The following is a 24497-nucleotide window of genomic DNA, read 5'->3' as shown; positions in this document are numbered from 1 at the left end:
GGCATGACCCAGACGATCCCCGCCGAGCGCCCGCGCCTGCTCCCGCCACCCATCCGTCCGCACGGCGTCCGCGACCGCCTGGTCGGTCTCGTCCGCGGCCGTGCGGACACCGCGCGGTGGGAGCGCCCCGCGTTCCTCGGGCTGCTGCTGGTGACCGCTGTCCTCTACGTCGTGAACCTCGGCGTGAACGGCTGGGCGAACGCGTTCTACTCGGCAGCGGTGCAGGCGGGGAGCCAGAGCTGGGAGGCGTTCTTCTACGGCTCCTCCGACGCAGCGAACGCGATCACGGTCGACAAGCCGCCGGCGTTCCTCTGGGTGATCGGCATCTCCGTCCGGTTGTTCGGGCTGAACTCGTGGTCGATCCTCGTGCCGCAGGCGTTGATGGGCGTCGCGTCGGTGGCGGTCCTGTACCGGATCGTCCGGCGCCGGTTCCCGGCCGGTGCCGCCCTGACCGCGGGTGCGGTCCTGGCCACGACCCCGGTCGCGACCCTCATGTTCCGCTACGACAACCCGGACGCCCTGCTCGTGCTGCTCACCGTCGGGGCGATCGCCCTGACGCTGCGCGGGATCGAGTCCGGGCGGATGCGGTGGGTCGTCTGGGCCGGCGTGCTCGTCGGGCTCGGCTTCCTGACGAAGCAGCTGCAGGCGTTCCTCGTGCTGCCGCCCCTGGTCGGGGTGTACCTCCTCGCGTCGCCCCGCCCGGTGCTCCGGCGGATCGGGCACCTGTCCGCGGCGGCGCTCGCCGTGGTGGTCTCCGCCGGGTGGTGGGTCGCGATCGTCGAACTCGTGCCGGCCTCGGCTCGGCCGTACGTCGGCGGGTCGCAGACGAACAGCTTCCTCGAGCTGACCTTCGGCTACAACGGGCTCGGCCGGGTCACGGGCGACGAGACGGGGAGCGTCGTGCCCGGCGGGACGACCGGGGCGGGGTCGTGGGGCTCGACCGGCCTGACCCGGCTGTTCGGCTCGGAGTTCGGCACGCAGGTGACCTGGCTGCTGCCGACCGCGCTCGTGCTGCTCGTCGTGTCCGTCGTGGCGCTCGGGGTCCGTCGCCGCCGTGACCCGCGGCTCGCGACCGTGCTGGTGCTCGGCGGCTCGTTGCTCGTCACCGGGCTGGTCTTCAGCTTCATGGGCGGGATCTTCCACCCGTACTACACGGTGGCGCTCGCGCCGTACATCGCGGGCGTGGTCGGCATCGGCACCGGGCTCCTGTGGCAGCGCCGCGCGGTGCTCGCCTGGCGCACCGTCGCCGCCGGCGTCGTCGCACTCTCCGGAGCGTGGTCGTCCGCGCTGCTGTCCCAGGCGTCGTCGTGGCAACCGTGGATCCGGTGGGTGGTCCTCGTCGCGGCCGTCGTCGGGACCGTCCTCGTCCTGCTGCCGCCGCGCGGTCGGGGCCTCGCGGGGGCGACGGTGGCGACCGTGCTCGTCGCGGCGCTGCTCGGGCCGACGGCGTTCTCGGTGCAGACCACCACGGTCGGGCACACGGGTGCGCTCCCGTCGGCCGGGCCGAGCGTCACGACGAGCGGGTTCGGCGGGGGTCGCGGCGGCGCGCCCGGTGGTCAGGGTGGCCCCGGCGGCCAGGGAGCGCCCGGCGGTCAGGGAGCGCCCGGCGGTCAGGGCGGCCCCGGCGGAGCACCGGGCGGCCAGAACGGGACCGGCCAGAACGCGACCGGCCAGAACGGGACGCGCCAGAACGGGACGAGCCAGAACGCGAACGGCCCGGGGACCGCAGGCGGCACCGACGGCCGCACGAACGCCCCCGGCGGCGGCACGAACCTGCTCGGCGGTTCGACCGAGGTGTCCGACGAGGTCGTCGCCGCGCTGTCCGCGGACGCCGACGAGTACACCTGGGCCGCCGCGACCGTCGGGTCGAACAGCGCCGCCACGTACCAGCTCGCGACGGGCGACCCCGTGATGGCGATCGGCGGCTACAACGGCACCGACCCGGCCCCGACCCTGGCGGAGTTCCGGGCTCTCGTCGCCGCGGGGAAGGTGCACTGGTTCGTCGGTGGCAGCACCAGCACCAGCACCAGCAGCAGCGGGAGCGATGCCGCAGCCGAGATCGCCGAGTGGGTCGCCGCGCACTACGAGCCGACGACGGTCGACGGCGTGACGATGTACGACCTCACGCCGGCGTCCTGACCACGGACACCGCCGGTACCGCCCGCGTCCCCCGGACACGAGCGGGCGGTACCGTCGATCCGTGACCATCGAGCTGCGCCGGGTGACCGCCGAGGACTGGGCCGTCTGGCGCCCGGTCCGCCTCGCCGCCCTCACCGACGCGCCGCAGGCGTTCGGCTCCCGCCTCGAGGACTGGCAGGACGCTCCGGAACACCGCTGGCGCACCCGGTTGTCGCTGCCGGGCGCGGTCGACCTGCTCGCGGTCGAGGAGGGCGACACCGTCGGGATGGCGAGCGGGGTCCCCGACCCGGACGACCTCGCGCTGGCCGAGCTGATCTCGATGTGGGTCGCGCCGGGCGCCCGCGGTCGGGGGCTCGTCGCACGCCTCGTCGACGAGGTCGCCCGCGTGCTCGTCGTGCAGGGGACCGAACACCTCGAGCTCTCGGTGATGCCGGACAACGACCGCGCACGCCGGGCGTACGAGCGCATCGGGTTCAGCGCGACGGACACCCCCGGTGACCGGCTTCCGGACGGCCGGACCGAGACCGTGATGCGCCGCGACCTCAGCGCCGAGCGCACGCTCCTCGCGTACGAGCGCGGCGCCGACCGCTGGACGGAACGGACCGACGGCCACCGCGCGGGACTCGTCGACGACCTGCTCGGCCTCGTGCCCGGCGGCGCCCAAGTCCTGGAACTCGGCTCCGGCCCAGGTCGGGACGCGGACGCGCTCGAGGCAGCGGGCCTCCGTGTCGACCGGACCGACGGCACCACGGCGTTCGTCGACCGGCTCCGCGCCGCCGGCCACGAGGCCCGCGTGCTCGACGTCCGCCGCGACGGCTGGGGCGGCCCGTACGACGCCGTCGTCGCGAACGCGGTCCTCCTGCACGTCGCGCGGTCGGACACCCCCGCCGTGCTCGAGCGCGCGCGCCGGGCGGTCCGCCCCGGTGGCGTCCTCGCGGCGACGGTGAAGCGGGGCGACGGTGACGGCCAGGGTGACGGCTGGAGCGACCGGAAGCTCGACGACCCCCGCTGGTTCACCTACTGGGACGAGGACGCCCTCGCGGCAGCCGTCACGACCGCCGGGTGGCACGACGTCCGGGTCCGTGAGACCACCCGCCCCGGCGCCGAGGAGCGCTGGCTGACCGTGACGGCCCGTCGGCCCGAGGAGGACCAGCCCGACGAGGACCGGCCCGACGAGGAGGACCGACCGTGAACCGAGCACTCCGATGGACCGCCTGGGTCGTCACCGTGGTGGTGCTGCTCGCGGTGGTCTTCCTCGTGTACGCGAACATCGTCATGCAGGGCACCAGGAGCGCTGCGCTGCAGGTCTGGCGGGACGACCGTGTGGCCGTGCGCGACGTGGGCGACAGCGTCGTGATGACCCCGACGGGCAGCGACGACGGCAAGGGCATCGTCTTCATCCCGGGCGCGAAGGTCGACCCCTACGCGTACCTGGCGACCTTCCGCCAGGTCGTCGCCTCGGGCACCACCGTCGTCATCACGAAGCCGACGCTGAACCTGGCGTTCTTCGACACCCGCCCGTTGGCGACCTTCGAGGCGCACGCACCCGGTGTCCGCACCTGGGCGGTCGGCGGCCACTCGCTCGGCGGCGTCCGCGCGTGCCAGCTCGCGCAGGACGCGGACGGTCTGCTGCTGCTCGGCAGCTACTGCGCCAACGACATCGCTCGTTCGTACGTCCAGGTCCTCAGCGTTTCCGGCTCTCGCGACGGCCTCTCGACGCCGGAGAAGGTCGCCGCTGCCCGCGACGAGCTCCCCTCCACGGCGCGGATGGTCGAGATCGAGGGTGCGAACCACGCCGACTTCGGCGCCTACGGCGACCAGCCCGGCGACCGCACGGCGACGATCTCACGCGAGGACGCGCGGGCGCAGATCAGCGCGGCCGTCCAGGACTGGGTGCGCACCCTGGGCTGACGCGACCACACGACAGACCGGAGGCTCGGTGCCAGCCGGCACCGAGCCTCCAGACCGTCGGCTGATCGGGGAGTGATCAGTGGATGCGGCCCGCCTCGTGGTCGCGACCGGTCCGGCGGCCCGTCGCACGGGCGACGAAGTACAGCACCACGCCCACGGCCAGCAGCAGGGCGGCGTACAGCCAGACCTGCCCGCTCTGCTGCGTGAGCAGCAGGATGCAGGACGCCACCCCGAGCACCGGCACCCACGTCCACACACGGAAGTGGTCGTGCTCGACCCTGTCCTTCCGCAGCACCAGCACGGCGACGTTCGTGCTGATGAAGACGAACAGCAGCAGGAGCACGACGGTCTCGGCGAGGGTTCCGACGTCACCGACGAGCGTCAGGAGCATCGCGACGACGGTGGTCGCGACGATGGCGACCCACGGGGTCTTCCGGTTCGGCAGGACCTTCGCGAGCAGGGCGGGCAGGAGCCGCTGCTCCGCCATGCCGTACGTGACGCGGCTCGCCATGATCATCGTGAGGAGCGCGCCGTTCGCGACGGCGACCAGGGCGATGAGGCTGAACACCCAGTCGGGGATCGGCACGCCGGTCGCCGACACGACGGCCAGCAGGGGGCCGCTCGACCCGGACAGCTCCGAGGCCGGCAGGGCGATCGAGCTCGCGAGCGCGACGAGCACGTAGACGACGCCGGCGGCGGCGAGGGACCCGAACAGCGCGCGGGGGTAGATGCGACGGACGTCGCGGACCTCCTCGGCGATGTTCGCCGAGGTCTCGAAGCCGACGAACGAGTAGTAGGCGACGATCGCGGCGCTCAGGGTCGCGAGTGCGGGGTTCGCCTCGGCGGGGAAGGCGCCGATGCGCGAGACGTCGCCGCCGCCACCGCCCAGCATGACCGCGACGACCACGATGACGATGACCAGGCCGGAGACCTCGATGATCGTCATGACGACGTTGCTGCGCAGCGAGTCGGAGATGCCCCGGGCGTTCAGGCAGGCGACGAGTGCGAGGAACACGATCGCCGTCGGCACCGGCGGCAGGTCCACGAAGGTGCCGAGGTAGTCGCCCGCGAACGCCAGCGAGAGCCCCGCGGCGCTCGTGACACCGGCGGCGAGCATGCTGAAGCCGACGAGGAACGACACGATCGGCGTCCGGTACGCCCGCTCGGCGAACACAGCGGCGCCACCGGCCTTCGGGTACTTCGTCACGAGCTCGGCGTACGAGCCCGCGGTCAGCAGGGCCAGGAGCAGCGCGAGGACCAGTGGTGCCCAGAGCGCGCCGCCGACGTCCTTCGACAGGGTGCCCATGAGGGCGTAGATGCCGGCGCCGAGCACGTCGCCGAGGATGAAGAGGAACAGGAGCGGGCCGGTGATCGCCTGCTTGAGCTTCGAGCCCGAGCCGTCCTGGGCCGTCGTGGTGGTGCTCATGTGGTGCCTTCCGTCACGCCCAACCTCGACGGGGAGCGGTCCGAGCGCTCCCGGAAGGTCCGCTCGGCGCGGTCGACACGGGTCCTCCCGAGCCTGAGCGTCCGAGCCGGGGCGGTCCTAGACTCGATCGGAGCCGAACCGACCACCGAGACCAGAGGAACTCCGATGACGATGCCGGACCGGCGCACGCCCGCACGACTCGCCGACACGCGGGCACTCCTGTTCGACCTGGACGGCGTGCTGACGCCCACCGCCGACGTGCACATGCGCGCGTGGAGCCGCCTGTTCACGTCGTTCCTGTCCGAGCACGGCGCTGCGCCGTACACGGAGCAGGACTACTTCGACCACATCGACGGCAAGCCCCGCTACGACGGGGTCCGTTCGTTGCTCGCGTCCCGGGGCATCGAGCTCCCGCAGGGCGCGCCGGACGACGCCCCCGGGAGCGACACCGTGTGCGCGCTCGGCAACCGCAAGAACGCCGAGTTCACGGCCGAGCTGACCGAGCACGGCGTCGAGCCGTACCCCGGGTCGCTCCGGTTCCTCGTCGCCGCGATCGCCGCCGGCATGCAGGTCGCCGTCGTGTCGAGCTCGGCGAACGCGACGCAGGTCCTGCGCACGGCGGGCATCCTCGACCACTTCCCGGTGGTCGTCGACGGCCTGGTCGCGCGTCAGGACGGCCTCGCCGGCAAGCCCGCGCCGGACACCTACCTCGACGCCGCCGGGCGCTTCGGGCTGGCCCCGGCCGAGTGCGTCGTCGTCGAGGACGCCACGAGCGGGGTCGAGGCCGGTCGGAACGGCGCCTTCGGGCTCGTCGTCGGCGTGGACCGCGGCGCCGGAGCCGACGCGCTGCGCGAGCACGGCGCGGACGTCGTGGTCCAGGACCTCGCCGAACTCGTCGACCAGCTCCCGGCCCCGCGCACCAGCTAGCCTCCCGTCCCACCGGAACGGCCCCGACGGCGTGGCCAGACCGTCCGACCACCGCACGACTCCTCCCTCCCACGGAGCACACGCCATGAACCCCATCACCTCCGACCCCCTCGACCGCGTCCGCTACCCGGTCGACGAGTGGGCGCTCGTCGAGACCGAGTACGCCCCGGACGAGCAGGGCGTCGCGGAGACGAACTTCGCGGTCGGCAACGGCTACCTCGGCCTGCGCGGCAACCTCGACGAGGGCCGCGGCGGCGTGCAGTACGGCACGTACGTCAACGGGTTCCACGAGACCTGGCCGATCCGGCACGCCGAGGACGCCTTCGGCTTCGCCAAGACCGGGCAGACGATCATCAACGCGCCCGACGCCAAGGTCATCCGGTTGTACGTCGACGACGAGCCGCTGGTCCTGGCCGAGGCCGACATCCTGCGGCACACCCGTCGGCTCGAGTTCCGCGGCGGCTACCTGTACCGCGAGACCGAGTGGTCGACGCCGTCCGGCAAGCGCGTGCTCATCCGTGCCCGTCGACTCGTGTCCTTCACCGACCGGCACCTCGCCGTCATCGACTACGAGGTCACCGTGCTCGACGGGGACGCCTCGATCCTGCTGTCGAGCCAGATCCTCAACCGGCAGGACGTGCAGGACGAGTACCACGCGGGCATGCGGGCTGCGGCGAACGCCTTCGACCCCCGCAAGGCCGAGGCGTTCACCGAGCGGGTGCTCGAGCCGAAGCTCAAGCGCAGCACGGGCGGCCGTTCGCTGCTCGGCTACCAGGCGTCGAGCTCGGGCATGACGATCTGCGTCGGTGTCGAGCACCACCTGGAGACCGAGAACTCGTGGGACGAGGCGTCGTCGATCGAGGACGACCTCGCGAAGCACGTCTACCGCGTGCAGGCCCGCGCCGGGGTGCCGATCCGACTCGTGAAGCACATGGTCTACCACACGTCCCGCGGGGTGCCGGCGCGGGAGCTCGCCGACCGGTGCGAGCGGACGCTCGACCGTGCGCGCGCCGAGACGGTCGAGGAGACCTTCGCCAAGCAGCGTGCGTGGATGGACGACTACTGGACGCGCAGCGACGTCGAGATCCCGGGGCAGCCCGCGATCCAGCAGGCGGTCCGGTGGAACCTGTTCATGCTCGCGCAGGCCACCGCCCGCACCGACGGACACGGCATCGCGGCGAAGGGCGTCACGGGCTCCGGGTACGGCGGTCACTACTTCTGGGACATGGAGATCTACGTCCTGCCGTTCCTGTCGTACACGGCGCCGATCGTCGCGCGGAACGCGCTGCGCTTCCGCTACAACATGCTCGACGCCGCTCGGTCGCGGGCGCGGGAGCTGAACCAGCGCGGGGCGCTCTTCCCGTGGCGGACGATCAACGGCGAGGAGTCGAGCGCGTACTACGCGGCCGGCACCGCGCAGTACCACATCGATGCGGACATCGCCCATGCGCTCATGCAGTACGTGCGGGCCTCGGGCGACACCGACTTCCTGAAGCGCGGGGCGATCGACATCCTGGTCGAGACCGCCCGCCTGTGGTCCGACCTGGGCTTCTGGCGGTCGAACGGCGACCGGAAGTTCCACATCGACGGGGTCACCGGGCCCGACGAGTACACGACGGTCGTCGACGACAACCTCTACACGAACGTGATGGCGCGGGCCAACCTGTGGTTCGCGGTGAACGCCTGCCGGCAGCTCGCGACCGACGACCCGGAGGAGTACGGCCGCATGGTCCGGCGCACCGGGCTCGTCGACGACGAGGTCACCGAGTGGGAGCACGCCGCCGAGTCGATGGAGATCCCGTTCGACCCGCACCGCGGCATCCACCCGCAGGACGCCCAGTTCCTCGACAAGGAGCTCTGGGACCTCGAGAACACGCCCGAGTCCAAGCGGCCGCTGCTGCTGCACTACCACCCGCTGGTGATCTACCGGTTCCAGGTGCTCAAGCAGGCCGACGTCGTGCTCGCGCTGTTCCTGCAGGGCCACGAGTTCACCGCGGCCGAGAAGCGTCGCGACTTCGACTACTACGACGCCCTGACGACCGGTGACTCGACGCTCTCCGCCGTGGTCCAGTCGATCATGGCGGCCGAGGTCGGGTACCACGACCTGGCGGCGCAGTACTTCCTGACGGCGCTCTACGTCGACCTCGCCGACCTGCACGGCAACACCGCGGACGGCGTGCACATCGCGTCGACGGGCGGCATCTGGGGTGCGCTCGTGAACGGCTTCGGCGGCATGCGCGACCACGGTGGCCGGATGACGTTCAACCCGCGCCTGCCGAAGGACTGGGAGCGCCTGACCTACCGCATCCAGGTGCACGGCTCGCGCGTCCGGGTCGACCTGGAAGAGGACGCGATGACCTTCACGGTGGAGACCGGCGAGGGCTTCACCGCGTGGGTGCACAACCAGCAGTGGGACGTCACCGCGGGGGCGCCGACGGTCGTGCCGCTCGCCCACCACGGGCCGCGGATGAGCGGGCACGCGCCCACCACGAGCGACATCCAGGGCACGCTCCGGGCGGACGGCTCCGTCATCACGGCGTCGATCCCGATGATCTCGCTGGACCGGAACCTCGACCTCGACGAGACCACCGCCTGATCGTCCGGCCGGGAGGCGCGGTGCGGGTCCGCCCCGCGCCGCGCCTCCCGTCGTCTCCGTACCCTCCACACCGGCACCGGTGCCGCCTCCGTCCCGCCTGCACACGCGCCCAGGCGGGTGCGGGCACCGTGGTCGTCCGTGCCCCCGGGCCGACGGCGTCTCCTGCGGCACGAGCAGTGCATCGAGAGGAGACACACATGGACAAGCGGTTCGAGGGCAAGGTCGCGATCGTCACGGGAGCCGGGTCGGGCATCGGCGAGGCCACCGCGCGGGCGTTCGTCGACGAGGGAGCTGCCGTGCTGCTCGTCGACAGTGTCGAGGACAAGGTCCGTGCCGTCGCCGACAGCCTGCCGACCGGTCGTGCGGTCGCGCTGCAGGCCGACGTGGCCGACCCGGCGGCGTGGGAGACGATCGTGTCCGGCGCGGTGGATCGGTGGGACCGCGTCGACGTGCTCGTGAACAACGCCGGCACCTTCACCTCCGGCGACATCACCGACATCGAGCCCGACGAGTGGCACCGGGTCATCGAGACCGATCTGTCGAGCGTGTTCTACGGCACGCGGGCGGCGCTGCCGTTCCTGCGGGAGACCAAGGGGTCGGTCGTGAACACGTCATCGGTCTCCGGGATGGACGCCGACTGGCGGATGAGTCCGTACAACGCGGCGAAGGGCGGCGTCTCGAACTTCACGAAGGCCGCGGCGCTCGACAACGGGCAGTTCGGTGTCCGGGTGAACGCGGTCGCGCCGGGCCTCATCTGGACGGACATGACCCAGCAGCAGGCCGAGGACGAGGAGCTCCAGCACGCGTTCGCGGAGCGTGTCTCGCTCGGTCGCGGCGGGCGCTCGGAGGAGGTCGCTGCAGCGGTCCTGTTCCTGGCCAGCGACGCTGCGTCCTACATCACGGGAGCGATCCTGCCGGTCGACGGCGGGACGACCGCGAGCAACGGGCAGCCCGCGCAGTCCTGACCGTCCGACGCGCGGCTCAGAGCAGCTTGCGCAGGGTGTTCGTGTTGCGGGTCGTCGTCGTGCGCCGGAAGCGCGCGGCGGCGGCCCGCTTCGCGAACGCGGTGTCGGTGCTCGAGCCCTTCGGGCAGGACCAGTAGACGACACCGTCGCCCCGGGCCACCCGCTCGACACCGTCGTCGAGCGACAGGTCGGCGACCAGGCCGTCGAGGGCGGCGTCGTCGGAGCCGAAGACGACGTGGTCGTGCCGGTCGGGGGCGGAGTCGAACGGGAAGCCGTCGACGACCTCGGTGAGTCGCTCGTGCGGGACGAGGACGATCCGGGCGTCGTACCCGAAGCGGTCCCGCAGGGCCTGCTCGACGGCGGTCTGCACGGTCGACGCGTCGCCCGGTGCCGTGAACACGACGTTGCCCGAGGCGAGCACCGTCCGCACGTCGGTGTACCCGAGGCCCCCGAACAGCGCCGCGAGCTCGGCGTTCCGGATCGTGATCCCGTTGACGTTCACCCCACGCAGCAGCGCGACCCACCTGGCCATGCCGGAACCGTAGCCTGCCCGGCGGCGGTGGGGCGAGCCTCCCGACTGATCCGCAACGATCATTGCGCAAGAAACGTTGCACAAGACGTGTTGTGCACCTATGGTCGAGCCATGGACGTGCAGCGACTCGACGACGCGGCGCAGATGCGCGCGCTCGCCCACCCGACCCGGCTGCGGCTCGTCGGGCTGCTCCGGACCGGTGGCCCGCAGACCGCGGCGATGCTCGGCGAGCAGGTCGACGAGGCACCGGGGACGATCAGCTACCACTGCAAGCGCCTGGCCGACGCCGGCTTCATCGAACCCGCACCCGAGCTCGGCACCGACCGACGTGAGCGCTGGTGGCGGGCGGTCGCGCAGCACACGTCGTGGGACCTCGCGGACGGCTTCGACGACCCCGACCGGATGATCGCCGGCACCGCGCTCGACCGGACCGTCGCGCAGGCGTACGCCGACGAGTACACGGCGTTCCTCGACCACGTCCCGGCCTTCGGTCGCGAGTGGGTCGCGGCGTCGAACAGCGGCGACCGGACCCTCCGGCTGACGGTCGACGAGCTGCGTGCCCTCGGGTCGGAGCTGCAGGGCGTCCTCGACCGGTGGGAGGCGCGGAGCGCCGAGCACGAACCCGGTGACGGCTCCGAGCGGGTCACCGCGGTCGTCCAGAGCTACCGGTCGGCGCGCCCGTGAACGCGCACTGGCGGCTGCGGTCGCTGCTCGCCGTCCAGGTGGTCTCGCGGACCGGGAACGTCGCGACGACGATCGCCGTGCCGTTCGTGGTGCTGTCCCGCGGCGGGTCGGCGACGGACGTCGGTATCGCGGCCTTCGCGGCGACGATCCCGATCGTGCTCGGCGGGGCCTTCGGCGGCGTGCTCGTCGAGCGCTTCGGGTTCGTCCGGTCGAGCGTGGCGTCCGACCTGGTCAGCGCCGCGACGCTCGTCGCGATCCCGCTCCTGGCGTGGACGGTCGGGCTGCCGGCCTGGGCGCTGCTCGTGCTCGTGTTCCTCGGCGGCCTGTTCGACACCCCGGGGGAGTCGGGCCGGCGGGTGCTCCTGCCGGGACTCGCGACGGCGGCGGGGATCCCGCTCGAGCGTGCCGTGGGCCACTTCGAGGCGTCGGTGCGCTTCTCGGTGCTGCTCGGCGCCCCCGCGGCGGGACTGCTCGTGGGTGCCGTCGGGCCGTTGCCCGCACTGGCCGTGACCGCCGCCGTGTTCGGGGCGGCAGCGGTGCTCGCCGCCGTCACGCTGCGGGGTGTCGTCGTCGCTCCCGCGACCGACGCGGTCGCCGCCGAGCCGTCCGCCGGGTACTGGCGCGACCTCGGCGCCGGGCTGCGCTTCTGCGTGCGCGACCCGCTCTTCCGGCTCGTCATCGCGCTCGTGCTCGTGACGAACCTGCTCGACGCGGCGCGCTCGACAGCGCTGCTCCCGCTCTACGCCGACCGAGTGCTCGACGGCGCGCAGTCGCTCGGGATCGTCAGCGGGACCTTCGGTGGTGCGGCGTTCCTCGGGTCCCTCGCGTTCGGGTACGTGGCGCACCGGGTGCCCCGACGGATCACGTTCGTGGTGTGCTTCGTCCTGGCCGGCGGGCCGTCGCTCGCGGTGCCGGCACTCGGACTCGGGCTGCCGTGGGTGCTCGGCGCGTGCGTGCTGTCGGGCTTCGCGGCGGGCGCGCTCAACCCGATCCTGGGGGCCGTCGAGCTCGAGCGCATCCCGTCGCACATGCGGGCCCGGGTGTTCGGGCTCCTGTCGGCGGGGTCGTGGGCGGGCATCCCGCTCGGCGGACTCTTCGGGGGCATCGCTGCGGACGGCATCGGCGTGACCGGGACGTTCGCGATCGTGGCCGTGGTCTACACGATCGTCACGCTGTCGCCGCTGCTCGGTGGGTCCTGGCGGCTCATGGAGCGCCCGACGGCGACGGCGCCCGCGGCCGTGCCGCCGACGGTCCCGGTCCCGTAGCCCGGCCGGCCGGCCAGCCGGTCGGCAGCGCTCGCGGGGCGGCCGGCCGCGGCGCTCGCGGCGGCGCGGTCCGTCGTCACGCCGCACCACCGGAAGCACGTCGCACCACGGAGTTCCGTGGTGCGACGTGCTTGCGGTCGTGCGCGAGCGAGTCGAACCAGCGCACGACCGCACCAGCCGAACGCGACGAAGGAGCCCGTCCCGCACTTGCTCGGAGCGACCCGAGCGACGCTCCGGTAGACGAGGAGCATGACGGACGAGCGCAACGCAGACGGCCAGGCAGCAGACGGACAGGGACCGGACGACGCACACGTGGTGCCCGAGGGGGTGTCCGAGGCGACGGTCGAGGCGCTCGGCACGCTGTCGGCCGCACTCGAGGTGCTCGAGCACGCACGGGGCCTGCTCTACGGGTTCCACCGGCTCACCGGGACCGCGGACCTGAATCTCGGCGAGGCCGTCGAACAGCTCCGGAAGGCCGGCCACACCGAGCTCGCCGAGCGGATCGACACCGAGCTGGTCGGCCGCAACGTCATCGACGGGCGGTGGACGTTCCAGATCGTCGAGGACTACGACGACAACTACTACGCCCTCGCCAAGGAGCTCGAGCAGACCGCCCGCGACCAGCTCGTCGGCGGCAAGCGCCACCTGTACGAGGCGGGCATGAAGGAGGACCGGCGCACCCCGGGCCGACGCCGCCACGAGGCCAAGCCGGCCGACCTGCGGGACTGACCCAGCGCCGCCCGGCCGGAGGAGCCGGACGCACTCTCGCGGAACGCACCGTGGGCGGCCCCTCGCAGCGGAACGTCGCTGCGAAGAACCGCCCACGTTGCGTCTCGTGGAGAGCGCGGGAAGCGCGGGACGCGGAAGCGGGAGCGCGCTACCCGACGCCGAGCAGCGCCTCGAGCGGCCCGCGCGCGAAGTACAGCAGGAAGCCCGCCGCGACGACGTAGAGGAGCCAGGAGACCTCGCGGCCGCGGCCGGACAGCAGCTTGATGAGCACCCAGCTGATGAAGCCGGCGCCGATGCCGTTCGCGATCGAGTAGGTCAGCGGCATCACGACGATCGTCAGGAACGCCGGCAGCGCAGCCCCGAAGTCACTCCACTCGATGTCCTTCACCTGCGCGACCATGAGCGCACCGACGACGACGAGTCCGGCGGCCGCGACCTCGAGCGGGACGACCTGGGTCAGGGGCGTGAGGAACATCGACGCCAGGAACAGCAGGCCCGTCACGACCGAGGCCATGCCCGTGCGGGCGCCCTCGCCGATGCCCGACGCCGAGTCGATGAACACCGTGTTCGACGACACCGAGGCGCCACCACCGGCGATGGCGCCGGCACCCTCGACGACGAGCGCCGACTTCAGGCGGGGGAAGGTGCCGTCGGGCTTCGCGACACCGGCGGCCTTCGCGAGCCCGGTCATCGTGCCCATCGCGTCGAAGAAGTTCGTGAAGACGAGGGTGAAGACGAGCATCGACGCGGCGACCGGGCCGATGCGGGTGAACGCTCCGAAGACGTCGGCGTGCCCGACGAGCGACAGGTCCGGCAGCGCGAAGAGGGCGTTCGGCAGGCCGGGGGCGTTGAGGTTCCAGCCGGTGGGGGAGTCGACCGAGGTGGGGACCTTGAAGATCGCCTGCAGGACGATGGCGATCACGGTGGTGCCGATGATGCCGATGAGCAGCGCGCCCTTCACCCGGCGGGCCATGAGCGTGCCGATGATGACCAGGCCGATCAGGAACACGATCGTGGGCAGGGCCGCGACGGAGCCGTCCTCACCGAGCTGCAGCGGCGGCGAGGCGTTCTTCGTGGTGCGGACGAACCCCGAGTCGACGAGTCCGATGAACGCGATGAACAGACCGATGCCGACGGTGATCGCGGCCTTGAGCTGCGCGGGCACGGCCGTGAAGATCATCGTCCGGATGCCGGTCAACGCGAGGATGACGATCACCACACCGTTGATGACGACGAGGCCCATCGCCTCGGCCCAGGTCACCTGGTGCACGACGCTCACGGCGAGGAACGAGTTGATCCCGAGGCCCGCGGCGATCCCGAACGGCAGGTTCGCGACGAGGCCCATCGCGATCGTCATCACACCGGCGACGAGGCCGGTCGCGGCAGCGACCTGCGCGTTCTGCAGCCAGCCGCCGAGGACGTCCTGCGGCGCCTGGTCCTGGCTGAACCCGCCGAGGATCAGCGGGTTGAGGATGACGATGTAGGCCATCGTCACGAAGGAGACGAGACCACCACGGATCTCACGGGGGATGCTCGACCCGCGGTGCGTGATCGAGAAGAAGCGGTCGAGGCCGGATGCGAAGCGGTTCCGGGGCGGGGTGTCGGTCTGCTGGGCGCTCACCGAACGAGTTTACAGAACGCTGGGAGTCCGAGCGGCTCGTGTGTCGCTGCAGGGCACCGGCCTGGAGGCGCGGGTCACCGACCCGGGGGACGGTGCGTCCGACAGGCGGCCGCGTTCTGCGGCCATCCGACGGTGTTGGATGAGAGCGTGAACGAACGTCTGGACCGCGCGCGGGTCGAAGCCGCCGTGCGTGAGCTCCTCCTCGCCGTCGGCGACGACCCTGACCGCCCCGAGCTCGAACGGACCCCGGCACGCGTCGCCGACTCGTACGCCGAGTTCTTCGCCGGCATGGGGGTCGACGCCACCGCGATCGCACGCTCCGGCGCCGTGCACTCCGAGGACGGGGAGCGCGGGCAGCTCGTGGTCGTCCGCGACGTGCGCTTCCGCTCGATGTGCGAGCACCACCTGCTGCCGTTCATCGGCGTCGCCCACCTGGCGTACGCGCCGGGCGAGCAGCTCATCGGCCTCGGGACCCTGTCGCGCGTGCTCGACGCCGTGGCCTCGCGTCCGCAGCTGCAGGAGCGGCTCGGCGAGCAGGTCGCATCGGCGGTGGCCCAGGGGCTCGACGCCGACGGCGTGCTCGTCGTGCTCGACGCGACGCACCAGTGCGTGACCGCTCGCGGCGAACGGCAGTCGGGTTCGTCGACGGTGACCGTCGCGGCGACCGGTTCCCTGGCCGACGCGGCGGGGCGCGCCGAGGCGATCGCACTCATCGGTGCCGGTGCTGGTACCGACCACGGGGCGGACGCATGACGAGCGAGCAGCCGACCACGGGCCTCCAGGCCGTGACACCCGCACCCGGCTGGGTCGTGCCGGCCCTGCGCGACCCGGTCCGCACCATCGGGCGCCGCACCTTCGACTTCGACCACCGCATCGCCGTGATGGCGATCGTGAACCGCACGCCCGACTCGTTCCACGACAAGGGTGCGACCTTCGCACTCGACCGGGCCGTCGAGGCCGCCGTCCGCGCTGCCGACCAGGGCGCCGACTGGGTCGACATCGGCGGGGTCAAGTTCGCGCCGGGGCCCGAGCTGTCCGCGGACGACGAGATCGACCGTGTGCTGCCGGTCGTGTCCCAGCTCGCCGAGCAGTCCGACGTCGTGATCTCGGTCGACACCTTCCGGCCCGAGGTCGCTGCGGCGACGATCGCCGCGGGGGCCAGCGTCGTCAACGACACCACGGGGTTGTCCGACCCGCGGATGGCGTCCGTGGTCGCCGACTCCGACGCGACCGTCGTCATCACGCACTCGACCGCCCCGCCGCGCCAGCAGCTGCCGACGCCGCCGACGTACGCCGACGTGACCGCCTCGGTCGTGGACTTCCTGCGCGAGCGGGTCGACCGTGCGCTCGCAGCGGGGATCCCCGAGTCGCGGATCATCGTCGACCCCGGGCACGACCTCAACAAGAACACCGTGCACACGCTCGAGCTGACCCGACGGCTGCCCGAGGTCGTCGCGCTCGGGTTCCCGGTGCTCGCAGCGGTGTCGAACAAGGACTTCGTGGGGGAGTCCCTCGGGCGTCCCCGTGGTGCTCGCCTGTCGGGGTCGCTCGCCGCAGCGACCGTCAGCGCGATGCTCGGCGCCCGGATCGTCCGCATGCACGACGTCGTCGAGAGCGTCGACGCGATGCGCATGGTCGAGGCGGTCCTCGGCTGGCGCGAACCCGTGGAAGCGAGGCACAACACGTGAACAGCCCCTCCCTGCCGGCGTCGATCGCCGACCTGTCCGACGACGAGCTGCTCGACCGGTACACCGCGGACGTCCCCGACGGCCCCTGGCTGCGGGTGAACTTCGTCGCGACGCTCGACGGTTCGGCGTCCGCGTCGGGTCGCACGGCGTCCCTCGGCGGGGACGACGACCTGCGCGTGTTCGACCTGCTCCGCCGGGTCGCCGACGTCGTGCTCGTCGCCGCCGGCACCGTGCGGGACGAGGAGTACGGCCCGATGGTGCTGCACGACGAGGACGTCGCCTGGCGCCGCGCGCACGGGATGCCCGACCACCCGGTCTTCGCGATCGTCACGAACTCCGCGTCGGTGGACGCGGGCTCGCGGGTGTTCACCGAGGCGCCGGTGCGGCCGATCGTGCTGACGTCCGGGTCCGGTGCCGCGTCGTCGTCCGGGCAGGCCCTGGCGTCCGTCGCGGACGTCGTGGACTGCGGCTCGGATGCTGTCGACGTGGGTGCCGTGCGGGACGCCCTGGCCGCTCGGGGCCTCGACCGGATCCACTGCGAGGGCGGTCCGTCGTTCCTCGGGGCGCTCGTCGCCGCCGACGCGGTCGACGAACTGACGCTGACGATCGACGCGACGCTCGAGGGCGGCGAGGGTCCGCGCATCGCGACCGGGTCCTCGCCGGAGCTGCGCCGGATGCGGCCCGCGCACGTGCTGCTCGGCGACGGCGGTGTGCTGCTGACCCGGTGGGTGCGCGACCGTGCCGAACGGTGACGGACTCCGGTACTGAAACCTGACATGCCAGTAGGCTCCTGGCATGGTCTCGATCTTCTTCCCCACGCCCCTGACCGCCCGACCACTCGTCGCGACGGGAGCCGTCGTCGTTGCCCTCGTCAGCGGTCTCGTGACTGCGCCCGACCCAGCGGCCGCTGCCCCGGGGTCCTCGACGACCTCGACCGAGCGGGGCATCCGCGACCTCGTCGAGCAGGCGCAGTCGTGGGAAGCACTCACCGACAGCGAGACCACGGCGGCGGTGGCGGTCTGGTCAGGTTCGGGACGGACGTCCTCGAGCGGGCTCCCCCTCGACCTCGCACGAGCGCAGGCTTTCGTGACGGTCGACGGGACGGTCCTCCGGCTGCCCTTCGCTGAGGGTGCCGACGTGTTGCCCGAGTCCAGCGTCACGGCCGTCCTCGACGGCGGGCACATCAGGACCTGGAGCGAGCTGGTCCTGACGCCGAAGACGGCTGACTCGGGTCGCCTGCAGACCTGGATCAACGGGATCGCCGGTCTCGATCGTGACGTCGCAGCCGGACCAGCGGCGCGCTCGACCTGGTGGAGCCGGTTCTCGTCGTGCCTGAACAGTGCCGGGGTCGCAGCATGGGCCATCACGGCCCTCACCATCGCGTGTTCTGCAGCATGCCTGGTCACGGCGGGTGTCGGCTGCATCGCCTGCATCACTGCTGCCGGCGCGGCGACCAGTGGGACGATCTCCTTCTGCGCGGGGAAGGCGAGCCGAGGGTGAGTCGCCGATCGACCCGGCGCGGCTCGATCGTCGCTGCCGTGCTCTGTGGTTGCGCTGCGGTCGTCATGGTGAGCGGCCACATGGTCCCCGCGCTCCGAGAGGTCCCAGCGGTGGTGTGGATCACGACCCTGGCGCTGATCGTCGCTGCGGGTGCTGTGATCGTTCGAGACCGGCGGCCGGGCGACCGGTAGCGGCTAGGGTCGGACGCGTGATCGACGTCGTGGTGTCCGGGGTGCTGTTCGACATGGACGGGACGCTCGTCGACTCGACCGCCGTGGTCGAGGAGGCGTGGAGCCGCTTCGGTGCGGAGCACGGCATCGACCCCACCGACATCCTCGGCTTCTCGCACGGGCGGCAGACGATCGACACCGTGCAGCGCTTCCTGCCGCACCTGGCCCCGGACGAGCAGCGGGCGATCGTCGCGACGATGATCGCCGCCGAGATCGGGTACACCGAGGGCATCGTCGAGGTGCCGGGAGCGGCCGCGTTCGTGCAGCGCCTGCTCGACACCGGTGTGCCGGTCGCCCTCGTCACGAGCGCGCCGCGGGAGCTCGCGGTGGAGCGGATGCGGGCCGCGGGGGTCCCGGTGCCCGAGGCACTCGTGCCCTCGGAGGACGCCGAGCGGAGCAAGCCGCACCCCGAGGGCTACCTGCGTGGTGCCGCGCTGCTCGGGGTGCCGCCGGAGCGGTGCCTGGCGTTCGAGGACGCCCCCGCCGGGGTCGAGGCAGCCGTCGCCTCCGGAGCCACGACCGTCGTCGTCGGGACGCTCGAGGCACCGGTCACCGCAGGGCTGCCGCGCATCACGGGGTACGACGGCATCGAGGTCGTCCGCGAGGGGTCCGCTTTCCGCATCCAGGGCTGAACGTCTGCTCCGGACTGCGAACGTCCCCAGGCCGTCCGGACGACCGTGGACATCGCGCCGGGAGACCCCCGGCAGCGGAAGGAGCGACCATGGCAGCCCTCGACGGCAAGAAGATCCTCGTCATCGCGACGAACTACGGCGTGGAGCAGGACGAGATCGTCGTCCCCACCGACCAGCTCCGCGAACGCGGTGCCGACGTCACGGTGGCGGCGCAGGAGTCCGGCTCGATCGAGACCCTCGTCGGCGACAAGGACCCGGGCAAGTCGGTCTCCGTCGACACCACCATCGGCAGTGTCAGCGGCGCAGGCGACTACGACGCACTCGTCGTCCCCGGTGGCACCATCAACGCGGACACCATCCGCCAGGACTCGGACGCGGTCGCACTCGTGAAGGCCTTCGCCGAGGCGGGCAAGCCCGTCGCCGCGATCTGCCACGGCCCGTGGACCCTCATCGAGGCCGGTGTGCTGCAGGGCAGGACCATCACCTCGTTCCCCTCGCTGCAGACCGACGTGCGCAACGCCGGCGCCGAGTGGGTCGACCAGGAGGTCCAGGTCGACGGCGGCCTGATCACGTCGCGCAACCCCGACGACCTGCCGGCGTTCGTCGACGCGATCGAGCAGGCGCTCACCGCCTGACCCGCTCGCACCACGCACCGTGGGCCCGAGGGTGAGCACGCCGTCGGACCCCGGGTCGCAGCGCACCCCGCCCAGCCCGCGCATCGCCCGGAACGCGCCGGGAGCCACCTCGTGGTCCATCCAGGCGCACGGGTTCGCCGGCCGGTACCCGCGGAAGGACACCGGACCGCCGGACCCCGGGCTCTCGAGCGAGAACGGCGAACCCCGGAGTGCCTCGACGTCGGCACCCCGCAGGTACACGTTGCGCCGGGTCGCCGCGGGGTCGACGGGGGCACCCACCGCCTCGGCCACGGCGTCGAGCCCCTCGAGACCGATCACCGTGACGGTGGCGTGCACGTGCGCCCGTGCGGCGAAGTAGCGGTCACCGACGATGCCGAGTCCCGCCCGGAGCTCGATCCGGTCGCGGAGCTCCGGGCCCGCGGCCGGCAGCGCCCCGTCCGCCGGGCGCCCCTCGTAGCGGTGGTGCGGGGAGACGAGCAGCATCGCGACCTCGACGTCGGTGCGGAAGGGCAGGTCGCCGGGGCCGGCCACGTCGTCGACGGAGGTCACGGCGCCCACGGTAGTCGTGCCTCCCGGCCGGCACCGCTGTCCCGCTGTCGTGGTGAGACGCCGGCGTGCGCGCGAGACGCCGCGAAGGTTGTGAGACGCCGCCGGATCCCGCGGCGTCTCGGAGCGAACGGTGCGTCTCGACGCGACGCCGCCGTCTCGACACAGCCGCCGACCGCCGGTACACACCGCCGCCCCGCTGCCGTGTCCGATTCCCGCCAGTACCTGTCGGGGGCCCGTGCCAGGCTGACCGCGTGACGAACCCCGCACCCGGCACGGAGCCGCAGCCCGACGCGCAGCCCGACGAGCTGCACGCCGAGCTGCACGCCGAGCGCCACCGCGCCGTCGCCTCCCGCGACGCTCGGTTCGACGGCCAGTTCGTCACCGCCGTGCACTCCACCGGCATCTACTGCCGCCCGAGCTGCCCCGCCCGGACCCCGCGCGCCGAGGGCGTCACGTTCTACCGCACGAGTGCCGCCGCCCACCTCGCCGGCTTCCGCGCGTGCAAGCGCTGCCTGCCCGAGGCGACGCCGGGCAGCCCGGAGTGGGACCTCCGTGAGGACGTCGCCGGCCGTGCCGTCCGACTCGTCCTCGACGGCGTCGTCGAGCGCGAGGGGGTACCCGGCCTGGCCGCCCGCGTCGGGTACTCCGAGCGGCAGCTGGGCCGGATCATGACCGAGGAGCTCGGGGCCGGACCGAAGGCCCTCAGCCGGGCGCACCGTGCACAGACCGCGCGGACGCTCCTGACCTCGTCGGACCTGCCGGTGGCCGACGTCGCGTTCGCCTCCGGCTTCACGAGCGTCCGGCAGTTCAACGACACCGTGCGCGAGGTCTTCGCCCTCACCCCCTCCGAGCTCCGCGCGCGCCGGACCGACCGGCCGACGTCGGCCGACGACGGCTGGCTGCACGTCCACCTCCCCGCGCGCGCGCCCTTCGACCTGCAGGGCCTGCTCGACTGGCACGCGCTCCACGCGCTGCCGGGGCTGGAGCACGTCGAGCGGGACGCCTCGGGCCGCGTCACGGCCTACGGTCGCCTCGTCGCCCTGCCGGGAGGCCCGGCCCGCTTCACCGCCTCGGCCCCCGCCACCGACGGGGTCGGCAGGGGCGCGGGGCGCGTCGGGGTCGCCCTGCGCGTCCGGCTCACGACGCTCTCCGACCTGCCGACGCTCGTGGCGCGGGTGCGGGCCCTGTTCGACCTCGACGCCGACCCCGAGGCGGTCGACGCCGTCCTCGCCACGGACCCCGTCCTCGCCCCGGCGGTCGCCCGGGTCCCCGGCATCCGCCTCCCCGGCGCCGTCGACGCACACGAGGTCGTGTTCCGCACCCTGATCGGGCAGCAGGTCTCCGTGGCCGCCGCCCGCACCGCACAGACCCGGCTCGTCGCAGCCCTCGGGGAGTCGGTCGACCCGGGGCTGGCCGAGGACGGGCTGCTGTTCCCGACCGCGACGACGATCGCGACCCGCGGGCACGAGGTCCTGCGGGGACCCGCGGCACGGGTGGACACGATCCTGCGCGTCGCGGCGGCGCTCGCCGACGGGTCGCTCGTCGTCGACGCGGGACAGTCCCTCGCGGAGCTGCGCGCCGGGCTCCTGGCGGTGAAGGGCATCGGGCCGTGGACGGCGGACTACGTGGCCCTGCGGGTCCGGCACCACCCGGACGTGTTCCTGCACAGCGACCTCGCCGTTCGGAACGGTGCACAGGAACTCGGACTGCCCGGTGGCGCCCGCGAGCTCTCCCTACGGTCGGAGCAGGTGGCGCCGTGGCGGAGCTACCTGACGATGCACTGCTGGCGTCCGATCGTCGACCGCGCGAGCGCGACGGCGGAGGCAGCAGCGGCGACGGACCACCAGGAGGAGACAGCATGACCGAGCCCACGACGACCATCCAGACGCTCGACACCCCCGACGGCCCCTTCACGGTGCTCGAGGACGACGAGGGGTACGTGCTCGCGTCGGGGTGGACCGACGACTCCGCACGGTTGCTCGCGCGGCTGGCCGACCGGCACCGCCCACGACGGCTGACCGACGGCCGGGTGCGTGCGGCCGAGGCGGTCGAGGCCTTCTACGCCGGCGAGGTCGAGGCGGCGATGCGGGTCCCGGTCCGGCAGCACGGCACCGACCTGTTCGCCGAGGGCTGGCGGCAGCTCCGCGCGATCCCGGCCGGCACCGTCCTGACGTACACCGAGCTCGCGGCGGCCATGGGGCGACCGGACGCCGTCCGCGCGGCTGCGAGCGTCTGCGCGCGGAACGCCCCGGCGCTCTTCGTGCCGTGTCACCGGGTCCTGCGGTCCGACGGGACGCTCGGCGGCTTCGCGTGGGGGCTCGACGTCAAGCGCTCCCTGCTCGAGCGCGAGTCGGTCGGCGTCACCGCGCTCGCCTGAGCCGCTCCGTGCGCGGGATCCGAGCGGCGACCGAGCGGGAACCGAGCGGCGATCGAGCAGGTTCGACCGAGCAGAGTGCACAGGGAACGTGGAGCGCTCCCCCTGGTTGCGGGTGGTGACGCTCACGGTCCGGACTGTCATGCTCTGGGTACCGACCCGCACGGTCCCTCCGCAGGACCCGACGCAGCGCCGTCGCGCACCTCGGAAGGACCCATGCCCCCCGACCAGCACGCCCCGCCCGGACAGCAGCCGGGGGACCCCGCGCACGTCGACCGCACGGTCGTGTCCGCGGACGGCACACCGCTCGCGGTCGCCGAGAGCGGCTCCGGGCCCGCCCTGGTGCTGGTCGGCGGCGCCTGGGACCACCACGGCAGCCCGGCGGTCGACCGGATGGTCGCGGCCCTCAGCGACCGCTACCGCGTCGTCACCTACGACCGGCGGGGTCGGGGTGCGAGCGGGGACACCGCGCCGTGGTCGGTCGAGCGCGAGGTCGAGGACCTGGCGGCGGTCGCGGCGTCCGTCGACGGCCCGGCCGACGCGGTGGGGTGGTGCGTCGGTGCAGGGGTGGTGCTGCGTGGCCTCGCCGCCGGCGTGCCGTTCGGGCGCGCGGTGCTCTGGGAGCCGCCGTACCGCGCCACGGTCGACCCGCAGGGCGACGACGTGCTGTTCGCGGACTTCCTCGACGGGCACGTCGCGGCCGGACGCCGGGCGCAGGCGGTGCGGGCCTTCCTGTCCCGCGTGCTCGGCATCCCGATCCCGCACATCACCGCGGCGCGCCTGAAGCCCGGACTGTGGCGGTCGCTCCTGGCCGACGCACACGTGCTCTCCCGGGACGTCCGGGTGCTCAACGGCCTCTCCGTCCCCGAGCGGGTGGCGGCGTCGGTCGGCGTCCCGGTGCTCGTGGCCTCGGGCGACGGCGGCGCCGAGTGGATGCGGCAGGCCTCGGTCGCGCTGGCCGAGGCGGTGCCCGGCTCGCGGCACCTCGTCGTCCCCGGTCAGGGGCACGTGCCGGAGCCGAAGGTGCTGCGGCACCTGGTCGACCGGTTCGTCGGGCTGCCCGCGCCCGAGTGACGTGCTCGCCCGGAGCCGCTGCGGTCGGTCGTCACCGGCCGACGCGGGAGGGTGGGCATCGCGGGTGCGAGAGGATGGTGGCGTGACTGCTCCCCGCCTCGGCCTGCTGCTCGACGTCGACGGACCCATCGCGAGCCCGGTGACCCGGACGATCGCGATCCCCTCGATCGTGGCGGACCTCGTCGCGCTCGCCGCCGAGGGCGTCCCGATCGTCTTCAACACCGGCCGCAGCGACGCGTTCATCCGCGAGCAGGTCGTCGGTCCGCTGATCGCCGGAGGGCTCGCGGAGGGCGGCCGGGTGCACGCGGTGTGCGAGAAGGGTGCCGTCTGGTGCTCCATCGGCCCGCAGTACGAGGGCGGGATGAGCGACCTGGTGATCGCCGAGGACCTCGCGCTCCCGCGGGACTTCGCCGACGAGATGCGCGACCTCGTCCGTGACGAGTACGCCGACCTGGTGTTCTTCGACGAGACGAAGCACGCGATGGTCTCGATCGAGCAGCGCGTCGAGGTGCCGAACGCCGCGTACCTCGCCCGCCAGGCCGAGTTCGACGCGAAGGCGATGGCGGCGCTGGAGCGGCGCGGGCTCGGTGTCCGCCGGCTCGACGACGTCCGACCGGACGCCGACGGCGCGGTGCAGTGGCGCGTCGACCCGACGATCATCTCCACCGACGTCGAGTCCGACCGGTCCGGCAAGGACATGGGTGCCGAGCGAGCCCTCGAGCTGCTCGCGCAGGACGGGGAGCTGCCGGTGACCTGGCGGACCGTCGGCGACTCGCGCAGCGACTACGCGATGGCGGACTGGTTGCACGCCAACGGGCACGACGTCGCGCACGTGGACGTCCGGCCGTCGGACGGGGTGCCGGCGACGCCGTACCCGGTGCTCACCGCGGACGACGGCGTGATCCACGACGAGGCGGGCGCGCGCTTCCTGGCCGACTGGCGCCGCGGCGCCTGAGCCGCCCCGCGTTCGGGCGGGCCTCCCGCGCCGGACCCGCGCCGAGCCTCCAGGTCGATGCCGCG

At 73.0% G+C, this 24497-nt stretch carries 23 protein-coding genes; 20 read left to right on the top strand and 3 right to left on the bottom strand.

Annotation, left to right across the window (positions count from 1 at the left end):
• Window positions 1-3: 3 nt before the first annotated feature.
• The 3 genes from M3677_RS12190 to M3677_RS12180 all read left to right on the top strand — a co-directional run bounded on the left by M3677_RS12190 (window position 4) and on the right by M3677_RS12180 (window position 4050).
• The gene (locus M3677_RS12190; protein ID WP_251160671.1) at window positions 4-2139 is read left to right on the top strand and encodes a glycosyltransferase family 39 protein; all 2136 of its coding nucleotides are present in this window, start codon (window positions 4-6) and stop codon (window positions 2137-2139) included.
• 61 nt (window positions 2140-2200) lie between these two features.
• Complete coding sequence (locus tag M3677_RS12185; RefSeq protein WP_251160670.1) at window positions 2201-3331, top strand: bifunctional GNAT family N-acetyltransferase/class I SAM-dependent methyltransferase; 1131 nt, start codon at window positions 2201-2203, stop codon at window positions 3329-3331.
• Window positions 3328-4050, top strand: a complete 723-nt coding sequence (locus tag M3677_RS12180) for an alpha/beta hydrolase (RefSeq protein ID WP_209684865.1) — start codon at window positions 3328-3330, stop codon at window positions 4048-4050. Before M3677_RS12185 ends, M3677_RS12180 begins: the two co-directional genes overlap by 4 nt.
• 76 nt (window positions 4051-4126) lie before the next feature.
• Here the strand turns inward: M3677_RS12180 and M3677_RS12175 are convergent, their stop codons facing one another.
• Window positions 4127-5476, bottom strand: coding sequence for an APC family permease (locus M3677_RS12175; protein WP_209684866.1), 1350 nt, complete (start codon window positions 5474-5476; stop codon window positions 4127-4129).
• A 165-nt stretch (window positions 5477-5641) separates the two neighbouring features.
• Between M3677_RS12175 and M3677_RS12170 the strand changes: the two genes are divergently transcribed.
• From M3677_RS12170 to M3677_RS12160, 3 genes are all read left to right on the top strand, one after another.
• Window positions 5642-6403 (top strand): HAD family phosphatase, encoded by a 762-nt coding sequence (locus tag M3677_RS12170; RefSeq protein WP_081985144.1) that lies wholly within the window; start codon window positions 5642-5644, stop codon window positions 6401-6403.
• Window positions 6404-6488: 85 nt separating this feature from the next.
• A complete protein-coding gene (locus M3677_RS12165) occupies window positions 6489-8999 on the top strand; it encodes a glycoside hydrolase family 65 protein (protein ID WP_066657193.1) in 2511 nt (836 codons plus the stop codon).
• A gap of 197 nt (window positions 9000-9196) precedes the next feature.
• Complete coding sequence (locus M3677_RS12160) at window positions 9197-9964, top strand: SDR family NAD(P)-dependent oxidoreductase (RefSeq protein ID WP_066657191.1); 768 nt, start codon at window positions 9197-9199, stop codon at window positions 9962-9964.
• Window positions 9965-9980: 16 nt separating this feature from the next.
• On the opposite strand, the gene M3677_RS12155 is transcribed toward M3677_RS12160, so the two are convergent.
• Entirely contained in the window at window positions 9981-10496 is a 516-nt protein-coding gene (locus M3677_RS12155) for a DUF1697 domain-containing protein (protein WP_251160669.1), read from the bottom strand.
• Window positions 10497-10607: 111 nt separating this feature from the next.
• Here M3677_RS12155 and M3677_RS12150 point away from each other — a divergent pair, with 111 nt between their 5' ends.
• The 3 genes from M3677_RS12150 to M3677_RS12140 all read left to right on the top strand — a co-directional run bounded on the left by M3677_RS12150 (window position 10608) and on the right by M3677_RS12140 (window position 13174).
• Entirely contained in the window at window positions 10608-11180 is a 573-nt protein-coding gene (locus M3677_RS12150; RefSeq protein ID WP_251160668.1) for a transcriptional regulator, read from the top strand.
• A complete protein-coding gene (locus tag M3677_RS12145; protein WP_251160667.1) occupies window positions 11177-12445 on the top strand; it encodes an MFS transporter in 1269 nt (422 codons plus the stop codon). Before M3677_RS12150 ends, M3677_RS12145 begins: the two co-directional genes overlap by 4 nt.
• A gap of 249 nt (window positions 12446-12694) precedes the next feature.
• Entirely contained in the window at window positions 12695-13174 is a 480-nt protein-coding gene (locus M3677_RS12140) for a hypothetical protein (RefSeq protein WP_066657180.1), read from the top strand.
• 148 nt (window positions 13175-13322) lie between these two features.
• Here the strand turns inward: M3677_RS12140 and M3677_RS12135 are convergent, their stop codons facing one another.
• Window positions 13323-14795: an NCS2 family permease gene (locus tag M3677_RS12135; RefSeq protein WP_209684873.1), complete on the bottom strand. Its 1473-nt coding sequence runs from the start codon at window positions 14793-14795 to the stop codon at window positions 13323-13325.
• Window positions 14796-14942: 147 nt separating this feature from the next.
• Between M3677_RS12135 and folE the strand changes: the two genes are divergently transcribed.
• The 11 genes from folE (at window position 14943) to M3677_RS12080 (ending at window position 24432) form a co-directional block, all read left to right on the top strand.
• Entirely contained in the window at window positions 14943-15548 is a 606-nt protein-coding gene (gene folE / locus M3677_RS12130) for a GTP cyclohydrolase I (protein WP_251160666.1), read from the top strand.
• Window positions 15545-16483, top strand: coding sequence for a dihydropteroate synthase (gene folP, locus M3677_RS12125; RefSeq protein WP_066657176.1), 939 nt, complete (start codon window positions 15545-15547; stop codon window positions 16481-16483). The genes folE and folP overlap by 4 nt, the downstream gene beginning before the upstream one ends.
• Window positions 16480-17235, top strand: coding sequence for a pyrimidine reductase family protein (locus M3677_RS12120; RefSeq protein WP_251160665.1), 756 nt, complete (start codon window positions 16480-16482; stop codon window positions 17233-17235). The genes folP and M3677_RS12120 overlap by 4 nt, the downstream gene beginning before the upstream one ends.
• Window positions 17236-17278: 43 nt before the next feature.
• Entirely contained in the window at window positions 17279-17983 is a 705-nt protein-coding gene (locus M3677_RS12115) for a hypothetical protein (RefSeq protein WP_251160664.1), read from the top strand.
• A 208-nt stretch (window positions 17984-18191) separates the two neighbouring features.
• Window positions 18192-18845, top strand: a complete 654-nt coding sequence (locus M3677_RS12110) for an HAD-IA family hydrolase (RefSeq protein WP_251160663.1) — start codon at window positions 18192-18194, stop codon at window positions 18843-18845.
• A gap of 89 nt (window positions 18846-18934) precedes the next feature.
• Window positions 18935-19480 carry a type 1 glutamine amidotransferase domain-containing protein gene (locus M3677_RS12105; protein WP_066657169.1) on the top strand — a complete coding sequence of 182 codons (546 nt, stop codon included), beginning with the start codon at window positions 18935-18937 and terminating at the stop codon, window positions 19478-19480.
• Window positions 19481-19511: 31 nt separating this feature from the next.
• Window positions 19512-19838 (top strand): hypothetical protein, encoded by a 327-nt coding sequence (locus M3677_RS12100; RefSeq protein WP_251160662.1) that lies wholly within the window; start codon window positions 19512-19514, stop codon window positions 19836-19838.
• 442 nt (window positions 19839-20280) lie between these two features.
• Window positions 20281-21891 carry an AlkA N-terminal domain-containing protein gene (locus M3677_RS12095; protein ID WP_308201982.1) on the top strand — a complete coding sequence of 537 codons (1611 nt, stop codon included), beginning with the start codon at window positions 20281-20283 and terminating at the stop codon, window positions 21889-21891.
• A complete protein-coding gene (locus M3677_RS12090; protein ID WP_209684879.1) occupies window positions 21888-22406 on the top strand; it encodes a methylated-DNA--[protein]-cysteine S-methyltransferase in 519 nt (172 codons plus the stop codon). The genes M3677_RS12095 and M3677_RS12090 overlap by 4 nt, the downstream gene beginning before the upstream one ends.
• A 213-nt stretch (window positions 22407-22619) precedes the next feature.
• Window positions 22620-23477, top strand: a complete 858-nt coding sequence (locus M3677_RS12085; protein WP_058729653.1) for an alpha/beta fold hydrolase — start codon at window positions 22620-22622, stop codon at window positions 23475-23477.
• A gap of 82 nt (window positions 23478-23559) precedes the next feature.
• The gene (locus M3677_RS12080) at window positions 23560-24432 is read left to right on the top strand and encodes a hypothetical protein (protein WP_082688521.1); all 873 of its coding nucleotides are present in this window, start codon (window positions 23560-23562) and stop codon (window positions 24430-24432) included.
• The last annotated feature ends 65 nt before the right edge of the window (window positions 24433-24497 follow it).

The sequence above is a fragment of the Curtobacterium sp. P97 genome (assembly GCF_023712445.1).
Taxonomy (GTDB): domain Bacteria; phylum Actinomycetota; class Actinomycetes; order Actinomycetales; family Microbacteriaceae; genus Curtobacterium.
The sequence above is the reverse complement of the archived record's forward strand: the minus strand, read 5'-3'. Positions and strand labels throughout refer to the sequence as shown.

Bases quoted from the DNA above. Each gene is read 5' to 3' on its own strand.
- M3677_RS12190 (WP_251160671.1), top strand. From the start codon at position 4: ATGACCCAGACGATCCCCGCCGAGCGCCCGCGCCTGCTCCCGCCACCC.
- M3677_RS12175 (WP_209684866.1), bottom strand. From the start codon at position 5,476: ATGAGCACCACCACGACGGCCCAGGACGGCTCGGGCTCGAAGCTCAAG.
- M3677_RS12170 (WP_081985144.1), top strand. From the start codon at position 5,642: ATGACGATGCCGGACCGGCGCACGCCCGCACGACTCGCCGACACGCGG.
- M3677_RS12165 (WP_066657193.1), top strand. From the start codon at position 6,489: ATGAACCCCATCACCTCCGACCCCCTCGACCGCGTCCGCTACCCGGTC.
- M3677_RS12160 (WP_066657191.1), top strand. From the start codon at position 9,197: ATGGACAAGCGGTTCGAGGGCAAGGTCGCGATCGTCACGGGAGCCGGG.
- M3677_RS12155 (WP_251160669.1), bottom strand. From the start codon at position 10,496: ATGGCCAGGTGGGTCGCGCTGCTGCGTGGGGTGAACGTCAACGGGATC.
- M3677_RS12150 (WP_251160668.1), top strand. From the start codon at position 10,608: ATGGACGTGCAGCGACTCGACGACGCGGCGCAGATGCGCGCGCTCGCC.
- M3677_RS12140 (WP_066657180.1), top strand. From the start codon at position 12,695: ATGACGGACGAGCGCAACGCAGACGGCCAGGCAGCAGACGGACAGGGA.
- folP (WP_066657176.1), top strand. From the start codon at position 15,545: ATGACGAGCGAGCAGCCGACCACGGGCCTCCAGGCCGTGACACCCGCA.
- M3677_RS12115 (WP_251160664.1), top strand. From the start codon at position 17,279: ATGGTCTCGATCTTCTTCCCCACGCCCCTGACCGCCCGACCACTCGTC.
- M3677_RS12105 (WP_066657169.1), top strand. From the start codon at position 18,935: ATGGCAGCCCTCGACGGCAAGAAGATCCTCGTCATCGCGACGAACTAC.
- M3677_RS12090 (WP_209684879.1), top strand. From the start codon at position 21,888: ATGACCGAGCCCACGACGACCATCCAGACGCTCGACACCCCCGACGGC.
- M3677_RS12085 (WP_058729653.1), top strand. From the start codon at position 22,620: ATGCCCCCCGACCAGCACGCCCCGCCCGGACAGCAGCCGGGGGACCCC.